This window comes from Corynebacterium sp. MSK006, assembly GCF_030232385.1.
Lineage (GTDB): Bacteria > Actinomycetota > Actinomycetes > Mycobacteriales > Mycobacteriaceae > Corynebacterium > Corynebacterium frankenforstense_A.
In genome coordinates, this window is sequence record NZ_JASPJZ010000021.1 from 18,922 (window position 1) to 38,694 (window position 19,773).

General features: G+C 71.7%; 15 protein-coding genes and 1 tRNA gene. 10 read left to right on the plus strand and 6 right to left on the minus strand.

Annotated features, from left to right (window positions below):
* The first annotated feature begins 90 nt into the window (after positions 1-90).
* Genes QQA02_RS10505 through QQA02_RS10515 form a run of 3 tightly spaced genes read left to right on the plus strand, consistent with a single transcriptional unit; the run spans position 91 to position 4,018 of the window.
* Complete coding sequence (locus tag QQA02_RS10505; RefSeq protein ID WP_083666796.1) at positions 91-1,173, plus strand: potassium channel family protein; 1,083 nt, start codon at positions 91-93, stop codon at positions 1,171-1,173.
* Positions 1,170-1,946, plus strand: coding sequence for an NAD(+) diphosphatase (locus QQA02_RS10510; protein ID WP_284864256.1), 777 nt, complete (start codon positions 1,170-1,172; stop codon positions 1,944-1,946). The genes QQA02_RS10505 and QQA02_RS10510 overlap by 4 nt, the downstream gene beginning before the upstream one ends.
* Entirely contained in the window at positions 1,943-4,018 is a 2,076-nt protein-coding gene (locus QQA02_RS10515; RefSeq protein ID WP_284864257.1) for an ATP-dependent DNA helicase UvrD2, read from the plus strand. The genes QQA02_RS10510 and QQA02_RS10515 overlap by 4 nt, the downstream gene beginning before the upstream one ends.
* On the opposite strand, the gene QQA02_RS10520 is transcribed toward QQA02_RS10515, so the two are convergent.
* The gene (locus QQA02_RS10520; protein ID WP_284864258.1) at positions 3,957-4,919 is read right to left on the minus strand and encodes a hypothetical protein; all 963 of its coding nucleotides are present in this window, start codon (positions 4,917-4,919) and stop codon (positions 3,957-3,959) included. The two genes, QQA02_RS10515 and QQA02_RS10520, sit on opposite strands and share 62 nt — an antisense overlap.
* 69 nt (positions 4,920-4,988) lie before the next feature.
* On the opposite strand from QQA02_RS10520, the gene QQA02_RS10525 reads away from it, so the two are divergent.
* On the plus strand, positions 4,989-5,525 hold the full coding sequence (locus QQA02_RS10525) for a M48 metallopeptidase family protein (RefSeq protein WP_284864259.1): 537 nt from the start codon (positions 4,989-4,991) through the stop codon (positions 5,523-5,525).
* 5 nt (positions 5,526-5,530) lie between these two features.
* Here QQA02_RS10525 and QQA02_RS10530 read toward each other — a convergent pair whose 3' ends face one another.
* Positions 5,531-6,952, minus strand: a complete 1,422-nt coding sequence (locus QQA02_RS10530) for a zinc-dependent metalloprotease (protein WP_284864260.1) — start codon at positions 6,950-6,952, stop codon at positions 5,531-5,533.
* 83 nt (positions 6,953-7,035) lie between these two features.
* On the opposite strand from QQA02_RS10530, the gene QQA02_RS10535 reads away from it, so the two are divergent.
* Entirely contained in the window at positions 7,036-8,088 is a 1,053-nt protein-coding gene (locus tag QQA02_RS10535) for a YlbL family protein (protein ID WP_284864261.1), read from the plus strand.
* 72 nt (positions 8,089-8,160) lie between these two features.
* On the opposite strand, the gene QQA02_RS10540 is transcribed toward QQA02_RS10535, so the two are convergent.
* Together QQA02_RS10540 and QQA02_RS10545 are read right to left on the minus strand one after the other, a co-directional pair.
* Positions 8,161-8,883: a hypothetical protein gene (locus tag QQA02_RS10540; protein ID WP_284864262.1), complete on the minus strand. Its 723-nt coding sequence runs from the start codon at positions 8,881-8,883 to the stop codon at positions 8,161-8,163.
* A gap of 91 nt (positions 8,884-8,974) precedes the next feature.
* Positions 8,975-9,463, minus strand: a complete 489-nt coding sequence (locus QQA02_RS10545) for a PPA1309 family protein (RefSeq protein WP_284864276.1) — start codon at positions 9,461-9,463, stop codon at positions 8,975-8,977.
* Positions 9,464-9,817: 354 nt separating this feature from the next.
* Here QQA02_RS10545 and QQA02_RS10550 point away from each other — a divergent pair, with 354 nt between their 5' ends.
* From QQA02_RS10550 to QQA02_RS10560, 3 genes are all read left to right on the plus strand, one after another.
* A complete protein-coding gene (locus QQA02_RS10550; protein WP_284864263.1) occupies positions 9,818-12,814 on the plus strand; it encodes a UPF0182 family protein in 2,997 nt (998 codons plus the stop codon).
* Positions 12,815-13,046: 232 nt separating this feature from the next.
* Positions 13,047-13,123: transfer RNA gene (locus QQA02_RS10555), tRNA-Met, on the plus strand.
* Positions 13,124-13,883: 760 nt separating this feature from the next.
* Complete coding sequence (locus QQA02_RS10560) at positions 13,884-15,029, plus strand: YihY/virulence factor BrkB family protein (RefSeq protein ID WP_284864264.1); 1,146 nt, start codon at positions 13,884-13,886, stop codon at positions 15,027-15,029.
* A gap of 9 nt (positions 15,030-15,038) precedes the next feature.
* On the opposite strand, the gene QQA02_RS10565 is transcribed toward QQA02_RS10560, so the two are convergent.
* Complete coding sequence (locus tag QQA02_RS10565; protein WP_284864265.1) at positions 15,039-16,310, minus strand: MFS transporter; 1,272 nt, start codon at positions 16,308-16,310, stop codon at positions 15,039-15,041.
* Between the two features lie 198 nt (positions 16,311-16,508).
* Here QQA02_RS10565 and QQA02_RS10570 point away from each other — a divergent pair, with 198 nt between their 5' ends.
* Positions 16,509-17,558, plus strand: coding sequence for an asparaginase (locus QQA02_RS10570; RefSeq protein ID WP_284864266.1), 1,050 nt, complete (start codon positions 16,509-16,511; stop codon positions 17,556-17,558).
* 197 nt (positions 17,559-17,755) lie between these two features.
* On the plus strand, positions 17,756-18,865 hold the full coding sequence (locus QQA02_RS10575) for a S1 family peptidase (RefSeq protein ID WP_284864267.1): 1,110 nt from the start codon (positions 17,756-17,758) through the stop codon (positions 18,863-18,865).
* A 104-nt stretch (positions 18,866-18,969) separates the two neighbouring features.
* Here QQA02_RS10575 and hisN read toward each other — a convergent pair whose 3' ends face one another.
* Positions 18,970-19,761, minus strand: a complete 792-nt coding sequence (hisN, locus tag QQA02_RS10580) for a histidinol-phosphatase (RefSeq protein ID WP_284864268.1) — start codon at positions 19,759-19,761, stop codon at positions 18,970-18,972.
* Positions 19,762-19,773 lie beyond the last annotated feature (12 nt).

Here is a 19,773-nt window from a genome sequence, read left to right on the forward strand (position 1 = left end):
GACAGACCAACAGGACCGGACCATGCGAGGCCCGCGCGCCGCCCCGGAGGACCCCGAGGCGGCGCGCGGCGCCGAGCGGCAAGGAGCAACGTGGCCAAGAGGTTGCGCGAGCGGCTGCGCTCGGACGGGGAGCTCTCCGAGCTGCCCGTGCACTCCCTTCTGGGTGTCATCACCGTGCCCGACGCGGAGCGCAAGAACCCCAGCCCGTGGGCGCTGATCACCCGGCGCATGCTCTACGCGCTCATCCTGATCTGCCTGGTCGCACTGGTCGTCTGGCTGGACTCGGACGGCTACTCCGAGGACCTGACCTTCATCGACGCGCTGTACTACTCGGCCGTCTCCCTGTCGACGACCGGCTACGGCGACATCACCCCGGTGACCGAGTCCGCCCGCCTGGTCAACATCGTCTTCATCACCCCCATGCGGATCGCCTTCCTGATCCTCCTGGTCGGCACCACCCTGTCGGTGCTCACGGAGGAGTCGCGGCGGTCGCTGAAGATCCAACGCTGGAGGAACCGCGTGCGCAACCACACCATCGTCATCGGCTACGGCACCAAGGGCCGCTCCGCCGTGGCCGCGCTGCTCGCCGACGGTCTGCCCGCCTCGCAGATCGTGGTCATCGACACCGACCGCCAGGCGCTGGCCCGCGCCGAGCACCGGGGCCTGGTCACCGTCCACGGCTCGGCCACCAAGTCCGACGTGCTCAAGATCGCTGGCGTCACGCGTGCCCGCGCCGTCGTCGTCGCCCCGAACCTCGACGACACGGCCGTGCTGGTCACCCTGTCCGTGCGCGAGATGGCGCCCTCGGCGATGATCGTCGCCAGCGTGCGCGAGAGCGAGAACCAGCACCTGCTTGAGCAGTCCGGCGCTGACTCGGTGGTCATCTCCTCCGAGACCGCCGGGCGCATGCTCGGCCTGGCCACCGTGACCCCCTCGGTCGTGGAGATGATGGAGGACCTGCTCAGCCCCGACGAGGGCTTCTCGGTGGCCGAGCGCCCCGTCGCCGAGGACGAGGTGGGCGCGAGCCCCCGCAACCTCGCCGACATCGTGCTCGGCGTGGTGCGCTCCGGGGAGCTGTACCGCATCGACTCGCCCGAGGCGGACAGCGTGGAGCCGGGTGACCGCCTGCTCTACGTGCGCCGCGTGACCGGAGAGGACACCGCCGCCCAGTGATCGTCTACCTGCCCGTCGACCCCGACGGCCGCTTCCCGGTGGCCGCCGGCAGGCCCGTCTACTTCACCGCCCCCGAGGTCGTCGACCACCACCGTGCCGGCTGGCTCGCCTCCGGCGTGCGCCCCGGCGAGGTCGTCGTCTTCCGCGCCGAGGCCGACGCGGTCGCCGCCGAGCTGGCCCGGCCCGGGGTGAGCGCGGGGACCGCCCGCGCCTTCGCCGCCGACCCGGTCGTCGGCCGCGCCCTGGCGCTGCTGCGCAACCGCGAGCGTGTGCGCTTCGACCCGCTCGACGGCTCCGAGCTGACCTACGCCGACCCCGAGGGCCGTGTGGGCACCGGGGCGGGCGGCCACGAGGTCTTCCCACGCATCAGCCCCGCCGTCATCGGCGCGGTCATCCACAACGGCGCGGACGGGGAGCCTGAGGTGCTTCTCGCCCAGAACCGGCGCCGGCCCGGCTACCACTCGCTGATCGCCGGCTACGTCGAGGCCGGCGAGACCCTCGAGGCCGCCTTCGCCCGCGAGGTCCACGAGGAGACCGGACGGCGCGTGCGCGACGTGCGCTACTGGGGCTCGCAGCCCTGGCCCGTCTCCGGGTCCCTGATGGTCGGCATGGTCGCCCACAGCGACGACCGCGAGGCCGTGGCCGCCGGCGACGGCGAGGTCTTCGACATCCGTTGGGCCACTCGCGCACAACTGGGCGAGCTGACCCTGCCCGCACCCGGCTCCATCGCGCTGCGCATGCTCGACGCCTTCGCCGCCGGGGAGCTGGCATGACGATCGACCTCTCCGCCCTGGACGAGGACCAGCGCGTCGCCGCCACCGCCCCGCGCGGGCCGGTGTGCATCCTCGCCGGCGCCGGCACCGGCAAGACCCGCACTATCACCTACCGCATCGCCCACCTGATCGACTCCGGCTTCGTCAGCCCCACCCGCGTGCTGGCCGTGACCTTCACCCAGCGCGCCGCCGGCGAGATGCGCGACCGCCTGGCCACCATGGGCGTCGGCGGGGTGCAGGCGCGCACCTTCCACGCCGCGGCCCTGCGCCAGCTGCGCTACTTCTGGCCCCAGGTCGCAGGCGACCTGCCCTGGAAGCTGATCGACAACAAGTTCCCGCTGATGGGCCGCGCCGCCCGCGCCGTCGGCCTGCAGACGACCACCGAGACGGTGCGCGACCTGCTCGGCGAGATCGAGTGGGCCAAGTCCTGCCTGCTGACCCCCGACGCCTACCCGGAGGAGGTCGAGGGCTCCGACCGCACCCCGCCGGCGCCGGCGAAGAAGGTCGCCGAGGTCTACCGCCGCTACGAGGAGATGAAGGCCCGCCCCGACGGCATGTTGCTGGACTTCGAGGACCTGCTGCTGCACACCGCCGGGGCCCTGGAGAACTCCGCCGCCGTGTCCGAGGAGTTCCGCGAGCAGTACCGCAGCTTCGTCGTCGACGAGTACCAGGACGTCACCCCGCTGCAGCAGCGGGTGCTCAAGGCCTGGGTCGGCGAGCGCGACGACCTGACGGTGGTCGGCGACGCGAACCAGACGATCTACTCGTTCACCGGCGCCAGCCCGGACTACCTGCTGAACTTCTCCCGGGACTACCCGGAGGCCACCGTGGTCAAGCTGCAGCGCGACTACCGCTCCACCCCGCAGGTGGTGGACCTGGCCAACACGGTCATCTCCCGGGCCCACGGCCGGATGGCCGGCACCCGTCTGGAGCTGCGCGGCATGCGCGAGCCTGGCCCCGAGCCGGAGTTCCACGAGTACCCCGACGAGCCCACCGAGGCCCGCGAGGTCGCCGGGCAGATCCTGACCCTGCTCGACCGCGGGGTGCCCGCCTCCGAGATCGCGGTGCTCTACCGCGTCAACGCCCAGTCCGCCGAGTTCGAGCAGGCGCTCTCCGACGCCGGCATCGTCTACCAGGTCCGCGGCGGGGAGGGCTTCTTCCAGCGCCCGGAGATCCGCCAGGCCGTCACGGCCCTGGTGCGCGCGGCCAACTCGGACGCCGCCGCCCAGCTCGACGCCGTGCCGCTCGGCCAGGCGGTGCGCCACGTGCTCGCCCCGCTGGGGCTGACGCCCACCGAGCCAGCCGGCGCGCAGGCCCGCGAGCGCTGGCAGCTGCTGGGGGCGCTGGCGGACCTGGCCGACCAGCTGGCCGCCACCGACCCGGAGCTGAAGTTCCCCGGCCTGCTCGCCGAGCTGCGCCGGCGCGCCGAGTCCCGCCAGCCCCCGACGGTGGAGGGGGTCACCCTGGCCAGCCTGCACGCGGCCAAGGGGCTGGAGTGGGACGCCGTCTTCCTGGTCGGCCTGGTGGAGAAGACCCTGCCGATCAGCCACGCGATCAAGGCCGGCGACCACCAGATCGAGGAGGAGCGCCGCCTCTTCTACGTCGGCATCACCCGTGCCCGCGAGCACCTGCACCTGTCCTGGGCGCAGGCCCGTCAGGAGGGCGGGCGCGCCTCGCGCAAGCGCACCCGCTTCCTCGACGGGGTGCTGCCGGAGACCGCCGACTCGGTGCCTGCGGGACGGACCCGCAAGGGCTCGCGCCCGCACCGCTGCCGGGTCTGTGGCCGGCCGCTGCACACGAGCACCGAGAAGGTGCTCGGCCGCCACGAGGAGTGCCCCTCCGACATGGACGACGCCGTCTTCGAGGGCCTGCGCGAGTGGCGCTCGGCCATGGCCCGCGAGCACGAGGTGCCCGCCTACATCATCTTCACCGACGCCACGCTGATCGCCATCGCCGAGGCGATGCCGCGCACCGTCTCCGAGCTGCTGGACATCTCCGGGGTGGGCCCGGTCAAGGTGCAGCGCTTCGGGGAAGACCTGCTGAGCGTGATCGCCGGATACGACCGGAACTGACCGCCCAGCACACCGGGCAGCGCCGGTGCCGCGGCCAGAGGGACGTCTCCGGCGCAAGTCCGGCCCGCACCTGTGCGACCTCGCCGGGGGCGGTGCCGGCGACGTGCGCGGCCTCCCGATTGCCGACGCCCGCGCCTGCCGCACCGTGTGCGTGCACGCCGGCGTCTGTGGCACCGGGCGCCGGGGCGCCCGTCAGGGCCAGCGCCGCCCGCGCGGCGTGCGCCGCGGTGGCGGCGGCCAGTACCGCATCGGGGCGGGGCGGGCCCGTCGGAAATTGGGCGACCACCTGCACCCAGCGTGGGTCGTGCTCGGCGCGGTGCAGGTCGACGCACAAGGGGCACGGGCCCTCGCCGTCGACGTGGGCGGGGCCGACCCAGCCGCGGTCGTCGACGAGCGCGACCGGCAGGAAGGTCGGCGCCTCGCGGATGAGCGCCGGGGCGAGCGCGCGGGCGTGGGCGAGCCGGTCGACGGCGAGCACGGGCACGTGCGGTGCGGCGGGCGCGGCGGCCAGGTAGGCGGTGTCGGACTCGCCGCGCAGGGGCCGGCGCACCTGCGCCCCGGCGGCGGCGAGGAGCCCCGCGGTCGCCTCGGCGAGGTTGCCGCGGCCGAGCACCACCACCGTCGGCCGGCGCCGCGGCACGGGGACCACGAGGCCGCGGGCGAGCATGTCGTCGACGAGTGCGGCGGCCGCGGGCTCGGCCAGCCCGGCCGCGGCGAGGCGCTCGACGGCCTCGGCGGGGGAGTGCGGCTCGTGGAGGGCGAGCACGGCGGTGACCGCGGCGGCCGGGCGGGGCACCTCGGCGATGCCGGCCGAGCGCGCGTCGAGACCGAACTGCACGTGGCGGCGGTCGCGCACGAAGGCGTGCGCGGTGGGCGCCAGGCGCAGCACGGCGGGCGTCACGGGTCCCCCTTCCTTCCCCCGAAGGACGTGTCTTCGGCCGCCATTGCAGCACAGGTATCGTGGGCTGTCATGTCGAGTGAGCCCGAGGTGCGCGTGATCCGTTCGGCGCGGCGCCGCCGCACCGTGCAGGCGCGGTGGCGCGACGGCGTGGTCGAGGTGCGCGTGCCCGCGGCCATGACCCCGGCTGAGGAAGCCGAGGCCGTCGAGGGCATCGTGGCGAAGCTGGGGCGGCGCTCCGGGGCGGCGCCGCTTTCCGACGCCGCGCTTCTCGCCCGTGCGGACCGGCTCAACGAGGTACACCTGGAGGGCCGCGCCCGGTACAGCTCGGTGCGCTGGGTGGGCAACCAGAACACGCGCTGGGGCTCGTGCACCCAGTCGACGGGGGCGGTGCGCGTCAGCGACCGGCTGCAGCAGGTGCCGGACTACGTGCTCGACGCGGTGCTCATCCATGAGCTGGTGCACACCTTCGTGCCCGGCGGGCACACCGCGCAGTTCCACGAGTGGGCCGACCGGGCCCCGCACCTGGAGCGGGCCCGCGGTTTCCTCGAGGCCTACCAGCGCTTCGGGCCGGGTGCCGGGGGCACCGGCCGCGACGCGGGGCAGTAGGGGCCCTACTCGGCGGGCTCGTCGCCCTCGCCGTCGGCGTCGCCCTCGCTGCGGTTCTTCTTCTCCTCCTCGGCCAGCCGGCGCTCGAGCTCCTCGATCTCGCTGATCGGGTCGAAGCCCTCGGCGCCGCCGTCGTCGAGCAGGCCGTCGATGAACTCCGCGGAGTTGTCCAGGTCGTCTGCGGTCGGCAGGAAGTCGGGGTGGTTCCACACGGCGTCGCGGCGCTCGACGCCGACGGCGACCTCCGCGCGGCGCCACAGCTCCATGGCCTCGGAGACCTTCGGCGCACCGAACTCGATGCCGACGACCTTGGCGAAGGCCTTCTCAGCCGAGCCGCCGGTGGCGCGGCGGCGGCGCCACGCCTCGTTCATCGCGGCCGTCGACGGGATGCGCTCGCCCATCGCGTTGGTGACCACCTGCTCGACCCAGCCCTCGACCAGCGCCAGCAGCGTCTCCAGGCGGGAGACCGCGACGGCGTTGCGCGAGCTGATGCGCGGGGAGAGGTCCATGTTCTGCAGCTGCTGCATGGCCTCCTGGATGGCCTGCGGGTCGCCGGACTCGAGGTTCAGCCCGCGGGCGGCCTCCTCGATGTGGGAGGTGTCGATGACCAGGCCGGCGGCGTACTCCTCGACGGAGGAGACCAGCCGCTCGACCAGCCAGGGCACGTGGCGGAAGAGGCGCTGGCGGGCGGCCTCGCGCGCGGCGATGTAGACGAGCACCTCCTGGGCGGGCACGTCCAGGTCGGCGGCGATGGCGTGGATGTTGCCCGGCAGCAGCGCGGTGGTGCCCTCCGGGGCGACGGGAAGGCCCAGGTCCGAGCCGGTCAGCGCCTGGCCGGCGAGCTCGCCGAGGGCGTGGCCGAGTTGCAAGCCGAAGTTCATCCCGGACATCTGCTGCATCATCTGGGCCATCGGCCCGATCATCTGGCGGGCCTCCTCGGGAAGCGACTCCAGCTGCGCCTCGTTCATGTGCTCGGCGACGGGGGTGACCATGCGCTTCCACATCGGCAGGGTGCCCTCGAGCCAGTTCTCGGGCGTCCAGGCCACGGGGCGGGAACCGGAGGCCGGCAGCGTGGTGGCGTCGTCGAGCCACAGCTCGGCCAGCCGCACGGACTCCTCGACGGCGGTGGTGTCCTGCTCGCGCACGCCGCCGGACTTGCCGGTCAGCTCCTGGCGGGCGATGCGCAGGGCCATCTCGTAGTTGACGGGGCCGGCGCCCTCCGGCGAGTTCATCGACGAGCCCATCCCGGACAGCATCTGCCCGAACTGGTTGAGGATGTCGCCTAAACCGCCCGCGCCGGCGGCGCCGCCCGCCCCGGCGCCGGGAAAGAAGGCGCCGAAGGGGTTCTGCTCGCCGCGCTTGTCGCGGCCGTTGTCGTCGTCATCGTCGTTGTTGCCGAAGGTAAAACCGAATCCGCCTGAAGTCATGCCTCCAAACTACCGGCAGGCCGGGGCGGCGACCACGGTCCCGGCAACGCTGTCAGCGAACACGCACCTGTAGCGTGGTGGGGGTGAATCGCCGCCTTCGAACCGTCGTCTGGGGCGCCGTGCCCGTCGTGGCACTGGCCGCCCTGGTCTCGCTGGACCATGTCCCGGGCACCGACCACTCGCTGACCGTGCCCTACGTCGCCGAGGGCCCCGGGCCCAGCTTCGACACTCTCGGCGAGGTCGACGGCCAGGAGGTCATCGAGCTCGGGGGCGTCGAGGAGGAGGACACCGGCGGCCAGCTCAACATGACGACCGTGGCCGTGCGTTCGCAGCTGACCCTGACCCAGGCGCTGGGCCGCTGGCTGTTCAGCGACGACACCCTGGTGCCAGCCGAGCAGGTCTTCCCCTCGGACATGACGCGCGAGGAGATCGACCGCTCCAACCAGGTCGCCTTCTCCTCCTCCGAGGCCGCGGCCACCACCGCCGCGCTGACCCACCTGAACCGGCCGCTGGTCGTCGAGGTCGCCGGCGTGCTCGACGACACCTCGGCCTCCGGGGTGGTCGAGGAGGGCGACCGGCTGCTCGCCGTCGACGGGAGGAAGGTCGAGCGCCCCGGCGCGGTGCGCGACGCGGTGCTGGAGCACAAGCCCGGCGACGAGGTCACCCTGAAGCTCTCGCGCGGGGGCGAGGAGCGCGAGGAGAAGGTCACCCTGGGCGAGAGCCCCGAGGACCCCGAACGCCCCCTTCTGGGCGTGCTGATGGGCGCGGCCTCGGCCGACGGCATCGAGGTCGACTACAACCTGCAGGACATCGGCGGCCCGAGCGCGGGCATGATCTTCTCGCTGGCGGTCATCGACAAGCTGACCCCGGGCGCGCTGACCGGCGGGCACTTCGTCGCCGGCACCGGCACCATCGACGAGGACGGCTCCGTCGGCGAGATCGGCGGCATCGAGCACAAGGTGCGTGCCGCCCGGGACCTGGGTGCCGAGCTCTTCCTCGCGCCCGCGGGCAACTGCTCCGCGCTGGCCGGTCAGGACACCGGCGACATGACGGTGGCCAAGGTGTCGAACCTGGACGAGGCGATCGACACGATGGACGACTTCGCCGCCGGCCGCGAGGTCACCACCTGCGAGTAGTCCCCGGCGGGGGAGCGGTGCCGCCCACCCGCGCGCCGGGGCGTCGGCGGTCGGGTGTTTACTGCCGGGTGCTCAACCGCGCGTGGTCGTGGCCGACTCGCTCGGCTCGTCGCTCGACTCCGCGTCGGTCTCGGCCTGGCGCTTGTCTCCGCGGTCGCGCTCGCTGGGCTCGCGGTCGCCGGAGCGGTCGGGGTGCTCCGGGGCGGTCCAGTCCTCCGGCGGCTCGGCCAGGCCGAGCTCGTAGATGCGGTCCTCGGGGTCGATCTGGTCGGTGGAGGCCATCTGCTGGACCACCAGGCCGCGCTTGTTGTCCACCACGGTCAGGATCGCGGTGTTGCCCAGCGTGGACCAGCCGACGACGCGGTCCTTCTTGTCCTCGACCACCCGCGAGCTGCGCAGCTCGGTGAGCACCTGGGTCGTCGAGGCCGCCTTCGACTCGGAGGCGAAGAACTGGAACTGGCCGACCTCGCCGCCCGAGCACTCCACGGAGTCCTCCAGCCCGTTGGGCGTGCAGGAGTCGAACTGGTCGAAGAGTTCGTCAGGCACCAGCCCGGAGAACCGCTCGCGGGCCTTGGCCAGCTCGCGCTCCTCCTCGCTGGCGGTGGTGCTCGCGCTGGTCTCCGCGGAGGTGTCCGTCGTCTCCTCGGGGCTGCTTTCCGAGGTCGCGTTGGTCTCCGTGGCCGGTTCCGGCTCGGCGTCGTCGGTGCCGCACGCGGTGAGCGTGAGCGTCAGCGCGGCCGCGGCCGCCAGAGGCAGGCCTCGGCGGACGAGGCGGAGGCGGGCGTTAGCGGTCACGGCGGGACACCTTTCTTCGGCCGGGGGTTTTACGCCCGTCCATCGTAACCGCAGGCGGGCGCACGGGGGTCCTGAGGGCCGTGCCGGCCCGCTAGCCCTCGCCGAAGGTCGGGTCCTGCTCGAGGCCCTGGCGCAGCAGCGCGATGACCCCGGGGGCCACGCCGGGCCCGCCGCGCAGGTCGATCTCGTTCTCGGCGAAGGGGCCGCGGTCGGCGAGCTCGGCCTCGGTGGGGCGGCGCTGCAGCAGCGTCAGCTCCGCGCCCGAGCGCAGCACCCCGGAGAAGAGGCGCGCGCGGTAGGTCTCGGACTCCGCGCCGGCCGAGGAGTCGCGGAAGACGATCTCCTGGGCGAGCACCGCGCCGGCGACCTCGCCGGGCCAGGCGATGCGGCCGAGGTAGTCGAGCAGCTCGCCGGAGCCGGGCGTGATGCCCTCGGGCAGGCCCTCCTGGACGACCAGGGTCAGCGGGGCCTCCTCGACGTCGGCGACCTGGTCCGCCAGCAGGCGGGAGGGCACCAGACCGAACAGCGTGGGCTGCGCGTCCCAGCCCTCCGCGTGGACGAAGTCGACGGCCTCGAGCATCGCGCGGTTGAGCGCCTGGTGGCTCTGTGCGGGATCGTTCACTTCTTCTGTGCCTTCCTCTCGGTTCTCGCCCCCGTGTCTATGCCCCCCCATATTGTGCCCCGGGCGCCGGCGGTGCCGGGACGCGGGCGCCACGCGCCACGCGCCACGCGCCACGAGCCACGCGGCGTCGGAAAGCGACGCGTCACACGCCGCGCGTCACTGCGACGGCGACCACCGCGGCGTCGGAAAGCGAGCTGAATGGGACGGTGCATTTGGCTTGGAGCCCCGTTAAATTCGTATGGTGGAACGTACACCCGTCTGCGGGCGGGCAGTACCGCTTGTTACCGCCAACGCAACACCTGAGGAGACGTCTTGGCGAACGGATTAAGTACCCCCGCCGCCCCGATGCGGCGCCCGAACAAGGCGATCAGCACCACCATCGCGGTGATCGCCGTGCTGGTGATCCTGGCCCCGGTGCTCATCGGGGTCTACACCGACTGGCTCTGGTTCGGAGAGGTGGACTTCAGGGGTGTGTTCACCAAGGTCGTGGTCGTGCGGATCATCCTCTTCGTGGTGTTCGCGCTGCTGGCCGGGGCGATCGCCTTCGCTGCGGGCTTCCTGACCTGGCGCAACCGGCCCAAGGACCTCGGTGACACGGACCTGAACTCGCCGGTGCACCAGTACCGCATGGTCATCGAGCGCTCCGTGCGCCTGCTGCTGATCGGCGTGCCCGTCATCGTCGGGCTGTTCGCCGGCGTCTTCGGCCAGTCGACCTGGCGGACCGTGATGATGTTCCTCAACCGGCAGGACTTCGGCTCCACCGACGCGCAGTTCGGCAAGGACCTCGGCTTCTACGCCTTCCAGCTGCCGTTCCTGGAGCTTCTGGCCTCCTCGCTGTCTACGATCCTCATCGTCGCCTTCCTCATCGCGCTGGTGGGCTACTACCTGCTCGGCGGCATCCGCGTGGGCAACCAGGCCACCGGCGTGCGCGGCACGGTCAGCCGGCCGGCGCGCATCCAGCTGATGGTCACCGCCGGGCTGTGGATGCTGGTCAAGGTCTTCCAGTACTGGCTCGACCGCTTCGGCCTGCTGATCAACGAGAACCAGACCTTCACCGGCGCCAGCTACACCGACGTGCACGCCCAGCTGCCGGCCAAGATCATCCTGATGGTCATCGGCCTGGTCGTCGCCTTCGCCTTCTTCTCCGCCGTGGTGCTGAAAGACCTGCGCGTGCCGGCCCTGGCCACCGTGCTCATGGTCGTCTCCGCGCTCGTGGTCGGCGCCGCCTGGCCGCTGATGCTGGAGCGCTTCTCGGTCAACCCGAACCGCCAGCAGAAGGAGGCCGAGTTCATCTCCCGCAACATCGAGGCGACGCGCGAGGCTTACGGCCTGACCGACGACAAGGTCACCTACCTGGACAACTGGGGCGCGGACGGCGCGAGCAACGAGAAGGTCGCCAACGACGAGGAGACCATCTCCAACATCCGCCTGCTGGACCCGGAGATCCTCTCGCCGACGTTCACCCAGCAGCAGCAGCTGCGCAACTTCTACGGCTTCCCGGGCACCCTGGCGGTGGACCGCTACGAGGTTGACGGCGAGACCCGCGACTTCGTGGTCGCCGCCCGTGAGCTCGACCCGAACGCGCTGCGCGAGAACCAGCAGGACTGGATCAACCGCCACACCGTCTACACCCACGGCAACGGCTTCATCGCCGCGCCGGGCAACCAGGTCGACGAGGTCGCCCGCGACGTGGGTTCGACCCGTGGCGGCTACCCCGTCTACACGGTCTCGGACCTGCAGACCAACGAGATCGCCCGCGAGAAGGAGGCCACCGAGGAGCTCGGCATCAAGGTCGACCAGCCGCGCATCTACTTCGGCCCGGTCATCGCCTCGGCCAACGACGGCGCGGACTACGCCGTCGTCGGCGCCGACACCGAGCAGCCCGTCGAGTACGACACGGACAACTCGAGCTATACCTACACCGGCTCCGGCGGCGTGGGCATCGGCAACTGGGTCAACCGCCTGGCCTTCGCCGGCAAGTACCAGGAGCTGAACCTGATCCTGTCCGACCGCGTGGGCGGGGACTCCAAGATCATCTTCGACCGCGACCCGCGCACCCGCGTGGAGAAGGTCGCGCCCTGGCTGACCACGGACTCCAAGACCTACCCGGCCGTCATCGACGGGCGTGTGAAGTGGATCGTGGACGGCTACACCACGCTGGACTCGCTGCCGTACTCGACGCAGACCTCCCTGCAGGGTGCCACCGAGGACGCGCTGAACCCGGACGGCACCAACCAGCGCCTGGTCTACGACGAGGTCGGCTACATCCGCAACTCGGTCAAGGCCACCGTCGACGCCTACGACGGCACCGTGGAGCTCTACGAGTTCGACTCCGAGGACCCGGTGCTCAAGGCCTGGGAAGGCATCTTCCCGGACACGGTCAAGCCGAAGAGCGAGATCTCCGACGAGCTGCGCCAGCACCTGCGCTACCCGGAGGACCTCTTCAAGGTCCAGCGTGAGCTGCTCACCCGCTACCACGTCAACGACCCGACGGTGTTCTTCACCAACGACGCGTTCTGGTCCGTGCCCGGCGACCCGACGGCCGCCGAGGAGAACCAGAGCCTGGCCCAGCCGCCGTACTACGTCACCGCGCGCGACCCGCGCGACGAGAACGGCCAGGCGTCCTTCCAGCTGATCACCCCGTTCCGCGGCCTGAACCGTGAGTTCCTCTCCGCGCACATGACGGTGACCTCGGACCCGGACAACTACGGCGAGATCACCGTGCGCGTGCTGCCGACGAACACGCAGACGCAGGGCCCGAAGCAGGCGCAGGACACGATGATGTCCTCCGACGAGATCGCCCGTGACCGCACCCTGTGGCAGAACACCACGGACCTGCACAACGGCAACCTGCTGACCCTGCCGGTCGGCGGCGGCGAGATTCTCTACGTCGAGCCGGTCTACTCGCAGCGTAAGGGCCAGGAGTCCGCGTTCCCGAAGCTGCTGCGTGTGCTGGTCTCCTACAAGGGCCAGGTCGGCTACGCGCCGACGATCTCCGAGGCGCTGCAGCAGGTCGGCATCAACCCGAAGGCCGCCCAGGACATCACCGAGATCGACGGTGACTCCGACGGCGAGTCCGGCGACGCCGAGGACAAGAAGACCGGCGAGGCCGACAAGGACACCGAGGAGACGACCGGCCCGTCCGCGCCGGCCGGCGGCTCGGGTGCCGAGGGCGACGCCATCCAGCGCATCAACGACGCGCTCAACGGCCTGGAGAAGGCCCGCGGCGGCTCGCACGAGGAGTACGGCAAGGCGCTCGACGAGCTGGACAAGGCGGTGGAGGCCTACCACAACACCCAGGGCAACTAGCCCGCTTGCCGACGTCGCGCCCCACGGCGACCGCGCCCGCGGTCACCCTGGGGCGCTTCGTGTGCGTGGGGGCGTGCACCGCGGCTGTGTGCGGTCGTGTGCGCCGCGCGACACGTGTGCCGCTTCGTGGCTTCGTTTTTACGGGGTGCGCAGGGGATTTGGACTGTGGCGGGGTTCTGGTTAAAGTATGTATCCGTTGCCGCAAGGCATGGTATCCGGAACGGGTACGTGACGCGGGGTGGAGCAGCTCGGTAGCTCGCTGGGCTCATAACCCAGAGGTCGTAGGTTCGAATCCTGCCCCCGCTACCACTTGAAGCGCCGGCCGCAAGCGAGAAGCTTGCGGCCGGCGCCTTTTCTGTGTCCGGGTGTGCGGCCCCCCCCGGGGGGAGGGGTGCCGGGGTCGGGCACCCGGGTGGGGAATCCTCCGCGCAGGGTCTTGCCCCGCACAAAAGGTCCGGTAGTGTGCGTCTGTGAGCACCGGAAAATGATGACCGTCACAGCCGGGGACGCCTGGCTGCGTCTGGCGGTGGTCACGAGGAACCGGAAGGGCGAGACGGTGCACAACCACTTCTCCCGGAGGGTCGGTGCGGCCGCGGGTCTTTCGGCGGTCACTCCGGTGGCCTGTGGCGGTGACTCGGAGTAGACGTCGCGTGCGGTCGCCGGCGGTGCCGCCGGCAACCTGCCCTAGGTCAACTGCGCCTCCGCCGATGCGATGGACACGCTCTGCGGCACGGTCGACGGGGGCGAAGGTGACGGCGTATGGGCCCACCTCGTGCGGGTCCGCGATGGCCGTGGCCCAGCAGGCCCTGGTCCCCGGTACCCGGGGCCGGGCGTGGCCCCCGGACCCGACGGTGACCGCCCCGTGGGGAGCCACGACGCTCACCGTCATCAGCACGGCGGCCGGCGAGACCTGCACCCTGGCCTGCAGTGCCGGCACCGCGCGCAACCTGGGGGAGTACCGGGGCGGCGATGGTGTCTACATCATGTTCGAGAAGAAAAGCGCCCCGATGTGCCTGCTGCGCCGACGGCCGCCCGCGCCGGGCGAGGGACCGGCACTTATGCTGGAGCCATGACGACCCCGCGCTCCGGCGCCGACGGCGCCGTGGCACGCGGCGTCGGCAAGCGGCCGCAGATCCTGCCCTTCCGCCGCGAGGAGCTGGTGGAGACGCCCACCGACGAGGAGTACTCGGAGATCATCCGCGGCCACCGGTGGCTCGGCGGGGAGTCCTGGAAGCTGGTGCTGCGCCGCGTGACCCGCGAGTTCTTCGCCCGCGCGATGATGGACAAGGGCGCGCTGCTGACCTTCTTCTCGCTGCTGACCTTCGCGCCCACCGTCGTCGGCGCGTACTCGATCGCCACGCTGCTGCTGGCCAACGACACCGCCGCCACCAACCGGCTGATCACCCAGCTCATCCGCGACTACGTCCCGCCCGAGGCCGAGGAGACCGCCACCGACATCGTCCTCGAGATCGTCCAGCAGGCCGGCGATCACGTCTGGGTGATCGTGGTCAGCATCCTCGTCGCACTGTTCTCCTCCTCGGCCTACGTGCGGGCCTTCGCACGCAACGCCAACGCCATCTACGGCCGCGAGGAGGGCCGCCACCCGGTGCGCACCGTGCTGGTGATGTGGGCGCTGACCTTCGTGGTGGTCCTGGGCGCGGTTCTGCTGGCGGCGAGCCTGCTGCTCAACGAGATCGTCGTGCGCGACGTCTTCGAGCCCGTCGCCGAGCCGCTGGGCCTCGACGCCGCGGTCGAGTGGCTCGCCGGTGCGGTCATGCCGGTGTGGCGGTGGGCGCGTCTGCCCGTCGCCGTGCTGCTGAGCATGGTGCTCATCGCCCTGCTCTACAACTTCACGCCCAACGTGCGCTACCCGCGCTTCCGCTGGCTGAGCGTGGGCACCGTGGTCGCGGTGCTCGGCGGGGTGCTCGTCTACGCCGGTCTGACCGCCTACCTGCGCGTGTTCACCCGCATGTCGCTGCTCAGCGCCGTCGGGGCCGTCGTGGCGTTCCTCATCGCCCTGTGGATCTACAACATCGTGCTCATGGTGGGCCTGAGCCTCGACGCCGAGGTCGCCCGCGCCCGGGAGCTCGAGGCGGGCCTGGACTCGGAGGCGGTGATCCGTGTGCCACCGCGCGGGGAATCGGCGGCGCGGCGCCAACGCGACGTCGGAAAGCGACTGCGCGCGGCGGGCGAGGCCATCGGACCGGAGAACTAGCGCGCCGGGTCAGGCGGCGGCGGGCTGCGGCTCGCAGCGCAAGCCCGGCCGCTTGACCGGGACGAGCAGCAGCGCGCCGGCGGCGAGCACCACGGCGATGCCCACGATGCCGAGGCGGTCGCCGCCGATGGCGGTGAAGACCATGAACATCAGCGGTGCCAGCCAGCTGACCGCGCGTCCCGTCGTGGCGTAGAGGCCGAAGATCTCGCCGGAGTGGCGCTCGTCGGTCAGCCGGGCCAGGAACGCGCGCGAGGAGGACTGCGCCGGGCCGACGAAGAGGCACAGCATCAGCCCGAAGATCCAGAAGACCACCGGGCCCTGGCCGACGAGCAGCACGGCGGCGACGACGATCATCGCCAGCAGCGAGCCCATGATCACCGGCTTCGGGCCCACCTTGTCGTCGAGCCAGCCGCCGGCGGCCGCGCCCGTGGCGGCGACGACGTTGGCGGCCACCCCGAAGATCAGCACGTCGCCGGCGGTGAGCCCGTAGACGGCGACGGCGAGGATCGCGCCGTAGGTGAACACGCCCGCCAGCCCGTCGCGGAAGACGGCGGAGGCGATGAAGAAGTACGCGGTGTTGCGCTCGTGGACCCACAGCCGCTTCAGCGTCGCCCACAACTTGCGGTAGGAGCCCGCCCAGCTCAGCCTCTCGCCGGTGGCCGGGGCAGTCGGGGCCCGCAGGAACAGCGGCAGTGCGGAGGCGAGGAACCAGGCGGCAGCGAAGAGCGCGACCAGGCGGATGTTCAGCCCGCCGTCGGTGGGCAGGCCGAAGACCCCGCCCTCCCCGGAGACAAAGAGCACGAAGCACAGCAGCAGCACCACGATCCCGCCGACGTAGCCGAGCGCCCAGCCGATGCCCGAGATGCGCCCGACGGTGGCGCGGGTGGCGATCTGGTTGAGCATCGCGAAGTAGTTGACCTCGGCGAACTCGAAGGTGACCGAGGCGACCGCCATGACCGTGATGCCCACCCAGAACCACACCGGGGCATCGTTGCGTACCAAAAAGAGACAGGCCATCAGGGCGATGGTGACCAGCGTCCAGACCACCAGGGAGCGCCGGCGGGTGCCGTGGGCGTCGGCGCGCTGGCCCATCACCGGGGCGACCAGCGCGATCGCCGCGCCGGCGACGGCCAGGGCGATGCTGTAGTAGAACGACGGGGTCTGCCCGGCGTCGATCTGTGAGCCCACCGAGTCGGTCAGGTAGACCGAGAAGATGAAGGTCACCAGCACCGCGTTGAACGCGGCGGAGCCGAAGTCCCAGAACGCCCACGCCGTCTTCATGCCCGAAGCATAACCGCCGCGGGATCGGGGCGCCCGGCTCGCGGTAGGAGGTCACCGGGTGCAATCGGTCGTCATGGACGGGACGTTGCCGAGTGAAGTGATCCGCTCGAGGAAATATACCTAAATACTATGTAATTGAGTGTCGATTAATATAAACTTGAGTGAACTCCTGCCCCCGACCCTAAGGAAGTGCAACCCATGAAGATTCCTGTGCTCGCCTCGCTGGCCGCGGTGCTCGCCGCCGGCCTCATGCTCTCCTCCTGTACGAGCGCGGACGAAGAGAATACGGCCGCTGGCTCGGCCACTCCACCCGCTGACGCCGAAGGGAACGTGGTCGTGTTGACCACCGGAGGAACCATCGCCTCGACCCACGACGAGGACGGCGCCGTGGTGCCCACCGTCTCCGGCGACGAGCTCGTCGACTCCGTGCGCGACCGCATCGGCGACAAGGTCGAGGTCGAGGTCCGCCAGGTCGCCGAGCTCGATTCCTCGGCGATGACACTCGAGGACACCGACACCGTTCTCACGGCCGTCGCCGATGCGCTGGCGGGTGAGTCCACAACTGGCGTGGTGGTCACCCACGGCACCGACTCGATGGAGGAATCCGCTGTTGCCGTCGACGCCTTCCTCGCCGATTCCCGCCCGGTTGTCTTCACCGGTGCGATGCGGCCCTTCGATGATCCGGACCCGGACGGCCCGGCCAATCTCGCCGACGCCATCAACGCCGCCGTGGACCCCGCCAACCGGGACCGCGGGGCCTTCATCAGCTTCGGCGGTGATCTCATTCCCGCTCGCGGGGCCTACAAGCATCACACCGAGGCGGCTGACGGCTTCGCATCCAACGCGCCGGAGGATGCGGTCCGTCCCGAGGCTCTCGAGTTGACCTCTCTCGCCGACGTAGATGTGCGCACCGTCGCTGCCTACCCAGGTGCCCCGCGCGCGGTGATCGACGCCGCCGTGGTCGACGGAGCACGTGGCATCGTGGTCGAGGGCATGGGCGCCGGCAACGTCGGCACCGACCTGGCCGCTGGGATCATGGATGCGGTCAACCAAGGGGTGACCGTCGTGATGACCACCCGCGTGCCCGAAGGCAAGGTCGAGGGTGTCTACGGGGGTGCCGGAGGGGCTGCCACCCTCTTCGACGCCGGGGTGATTTCCTCGGGTCATTTCCGGGCCGCTCAGGCTCGGATTCTGTTGGCTGCCGCACTGGCGACGGACACCGATCCGGCCACGCTGCTGGAGATGTAGGGCGGATCACCATGGGGAGGCTGCGGGCCACGGCTGCCTGAGGCCCCTCCTTGGGGGGGAGCGACTGATAACGATCTGGCCACGCCGGCGCCGCCGCGCGTCATGCGACACCCGAGCGTCGCGCGGCGGTGGCACCATGAGTTCAGACAGAGAAGTTTCCGGGGCCTTCCGGCCCCGTCCCAGCCAGGAGTATGCCCATGCGTCCCGCCGTCCGCGCCCTCGCCGCCGCCACCGCGGCCCTGATCACCGTCGGGGGCCTGCTCCCCACCGCGCAGGCCGCGGAGCAGCCGGGCGCGGTCGAGCAGGCGCGGGCCACGCTCGCCGAGCACGGTGTGGCCACCGCGCCGCTGGACCCGGTCGTGGAGGCCGCCGTCGACGGTGCTGTCGCCGACGCGCAGGCGGCCGGCGAGCAGGCACGCGGCGCGATTGACGACGCCGCGGCGGGCGCCGTCGCCGGTATCTCCGACGCCGCCGCGGATGCTGGTTTCACCGGCGGGCCCGCCCCGGGCGTGGCCTACGAGCTGGTCCCGGACCCGTACGGCGAGGGCCCGAACTACCACTGGTCCACCGACCCGCTCGATCAGGTGCTCGCCGGGAAGCTCCCCGGCTCCGGGCCGGTGCTGCACCGCGCGCCGGGCAGCTACTTCGACGCCGCCCCGGTCCCGCCGGCGGCCGTCGACGCCGCCGAGCGCGGGCACGCCCTGATGGGCGCGGGCACCCCGATCTACGTCGGCGACGACTCGATGTGCACCTTGACCGCGGTGGGCACCGACGCGCAGGGCCGCAAGGTCGGCCTGACCGCCGGGCACTGCGGCGAGGTCGGCGAGCCTGTCTACTCCGCCGACGCGCTGGGCGTGGGCGCGGCCGGCACCGTGGTGGCCAAGGACCCCGAGTACGACTACGCCGTCGTGGAGCTCGGCTCGAACACCGAGCTGACCGACAACTACGGCGGGGTCAAAGTCAACGGTGTGGGCACCATGAACGCCGGCCTGGGCACCCAGCTGTGCAAGCAGGGCGTGGCCACCGGCTACACCTGCGGGATGACCTGGCTGGCCCAGCCCGGCTTCGCGATCACCCAGGTCTGTGCCGGCGCCGGCGACTCCGGTGCCCCGGTGCTCCAGGACGGCCGCGTGGTCGGCTCGGTGACCGGCGGCATGCTGCCCTTCTACGAGATCTCCTGCCGCACCCCGCTGCAGGGCCCGCTGTTCATGCCGACCCTGGTCAGCCCGATCGCCCCGGCCGTCGACTCGCTCAACCGCACCGACGCCTCGCGCCCCGGCTCCGGCTTCACCGCCTACCGCCGCTAGGCGGAGCACAGGCGCGCCGGGCCCGCCCCGCCGCCGCTACCGAGAGGAGAACCCCCGCCACCGAAAGACGGTGACGGGGGTTTGCCGTCGGCTGCGCGCGGTGTCTAGCGCGCGGTGCCCAGGGCGTCGAGCGCGCCCTGGTGCAGCAGGCTGTTGGAGGCCAGCGCGTCGCCGCCGTGCGGGCCGGGCGTGCCCTCCAGGGAGGTGAAGGTGCCGCCGGCCTCGGTGACCACGACGCTGAGCGCGGCGAGGTCCCACAGGGAGACCTCCGGCTCGGCGGCCAGGTCGACCGCGCCCTCGGCGACGAGGCAGTAGCTGAAGAAGTCGCCGTAGCCGCGCAGGCGCCAGACCTCGTCGGTCAACGCGACGAACTTCTCGCGCAGGCGGCGCTCGCGCCAGCCGCTCAGCGAGGAGAAGGACAGGGAGGCGTCGGAGAGCTCCGCCACCCCCGAGACCGACAGGCGCTTCGGGGAACCGGAGTTAACGCTGCGCCAGGCGCCGGAGCCGGCGGAAGCGTACCAGCGGCGCACCAGCGCGGGCGCGGAGACGACGCCGACGACCGGCTCGCCGTCCTCGAGCAGCGCGATGAGCGTGGCCCACACGGGCACGCCGCGCACGTAGTTCTTCGTGCCGTCGATCGGGTCGATGACCCACTGGCGGCCGGTCATCTCCGGGGTGCCGCCGAACTCCTCGCCGAGCACCGTGTCGGCCGGCCGTGCGTCGGTCAGCCGCTCGCGCAGGGCCTCCTCGCAGGCCAGATCGGCGTCGGAGACCGGGGTCATGTCGGGCTTTGACTCGACCGACAGGTCCGCGGCCTCGAAGCGCTCCAGCGTGATGCCGTCGGCGAGGTCCGCCAGCTCGAGGGCCAGGGCGAGATCGTCTCCGTAACTGCTCATGGTTCCCGATTC

What these genes read in the sequence shown, in the direction of transcription:
- QQA02_RS10515 (WP_284864257.1), top strand. Translation starts at nt 1,943, where the DNA reads ATGACGATCGACCTCTCCGCCCTGGACGAGGACCAGCGCGTCGCCGCC.
- QQA02_RS10525 (WP_284864259.1), top strand. Translation starts at nt 4,989, where the DNA reads ATGTCGAGTGAGCCCGAGGTGCGCGTGATCCGTTCGGCGCGGCGCCGC.
- QQA02_RS10530 (WP_284864260.1), bottom strand. Translation starts at nt 6,952, where the DNA reads ATGACTTCAGGCGGATTCGGTTTTACCTTCGGCAACAACGACGATGAC.
- QQA02_RS10545 (WP_284864276.1), bottom strand. Translation starts at nt 9,463, where the DNA reads ATGCTCGAGGCCGTCGACTTCGTCCACGCGGAGGGCTGGGACGCGCAG.
- QQA02_RS10560 (WP_284864264.1), top strand. Translation starts at nt 13,884, where the DNA reads ATGACGACCCCGCGCTCCGGCGCCGACGGCGCCGTGGCACGCGGCGTC.
- QQA02_RS10565 (WP_284864265.1), bottom strand. Translation starts at nt 16,310, where the DNA reads ATGAAGACGGCGTGGGCGTTCTGGGACTTCGGCTCCGCCGCGTTCAAC.
- QQA02_RS10570 (WP_284864266.1), top strand. Translation starts at nt 16,509, where the DNA reads ATGAAGATTCCTGTGCTCGCCTCGCTGGCCGCGGTGCTCGCCGCCGGC.
- QQA02_RS10575 (WP_284864267.1), top strand. Translation starts at nt 17,756, where the DNA reads ATGCGTCCCGCCGTCCGCGCCCTCGCCGCCGCCACCGCGGCCCTGATC.
- hisN (WP_284864268.1), bottom strand. Translation starts at nt 19,761, where the DNA reads ATGAGCAGTTACGGAGACGATCTCGCCCTGGCCCTCGAGCTGGCGGAC.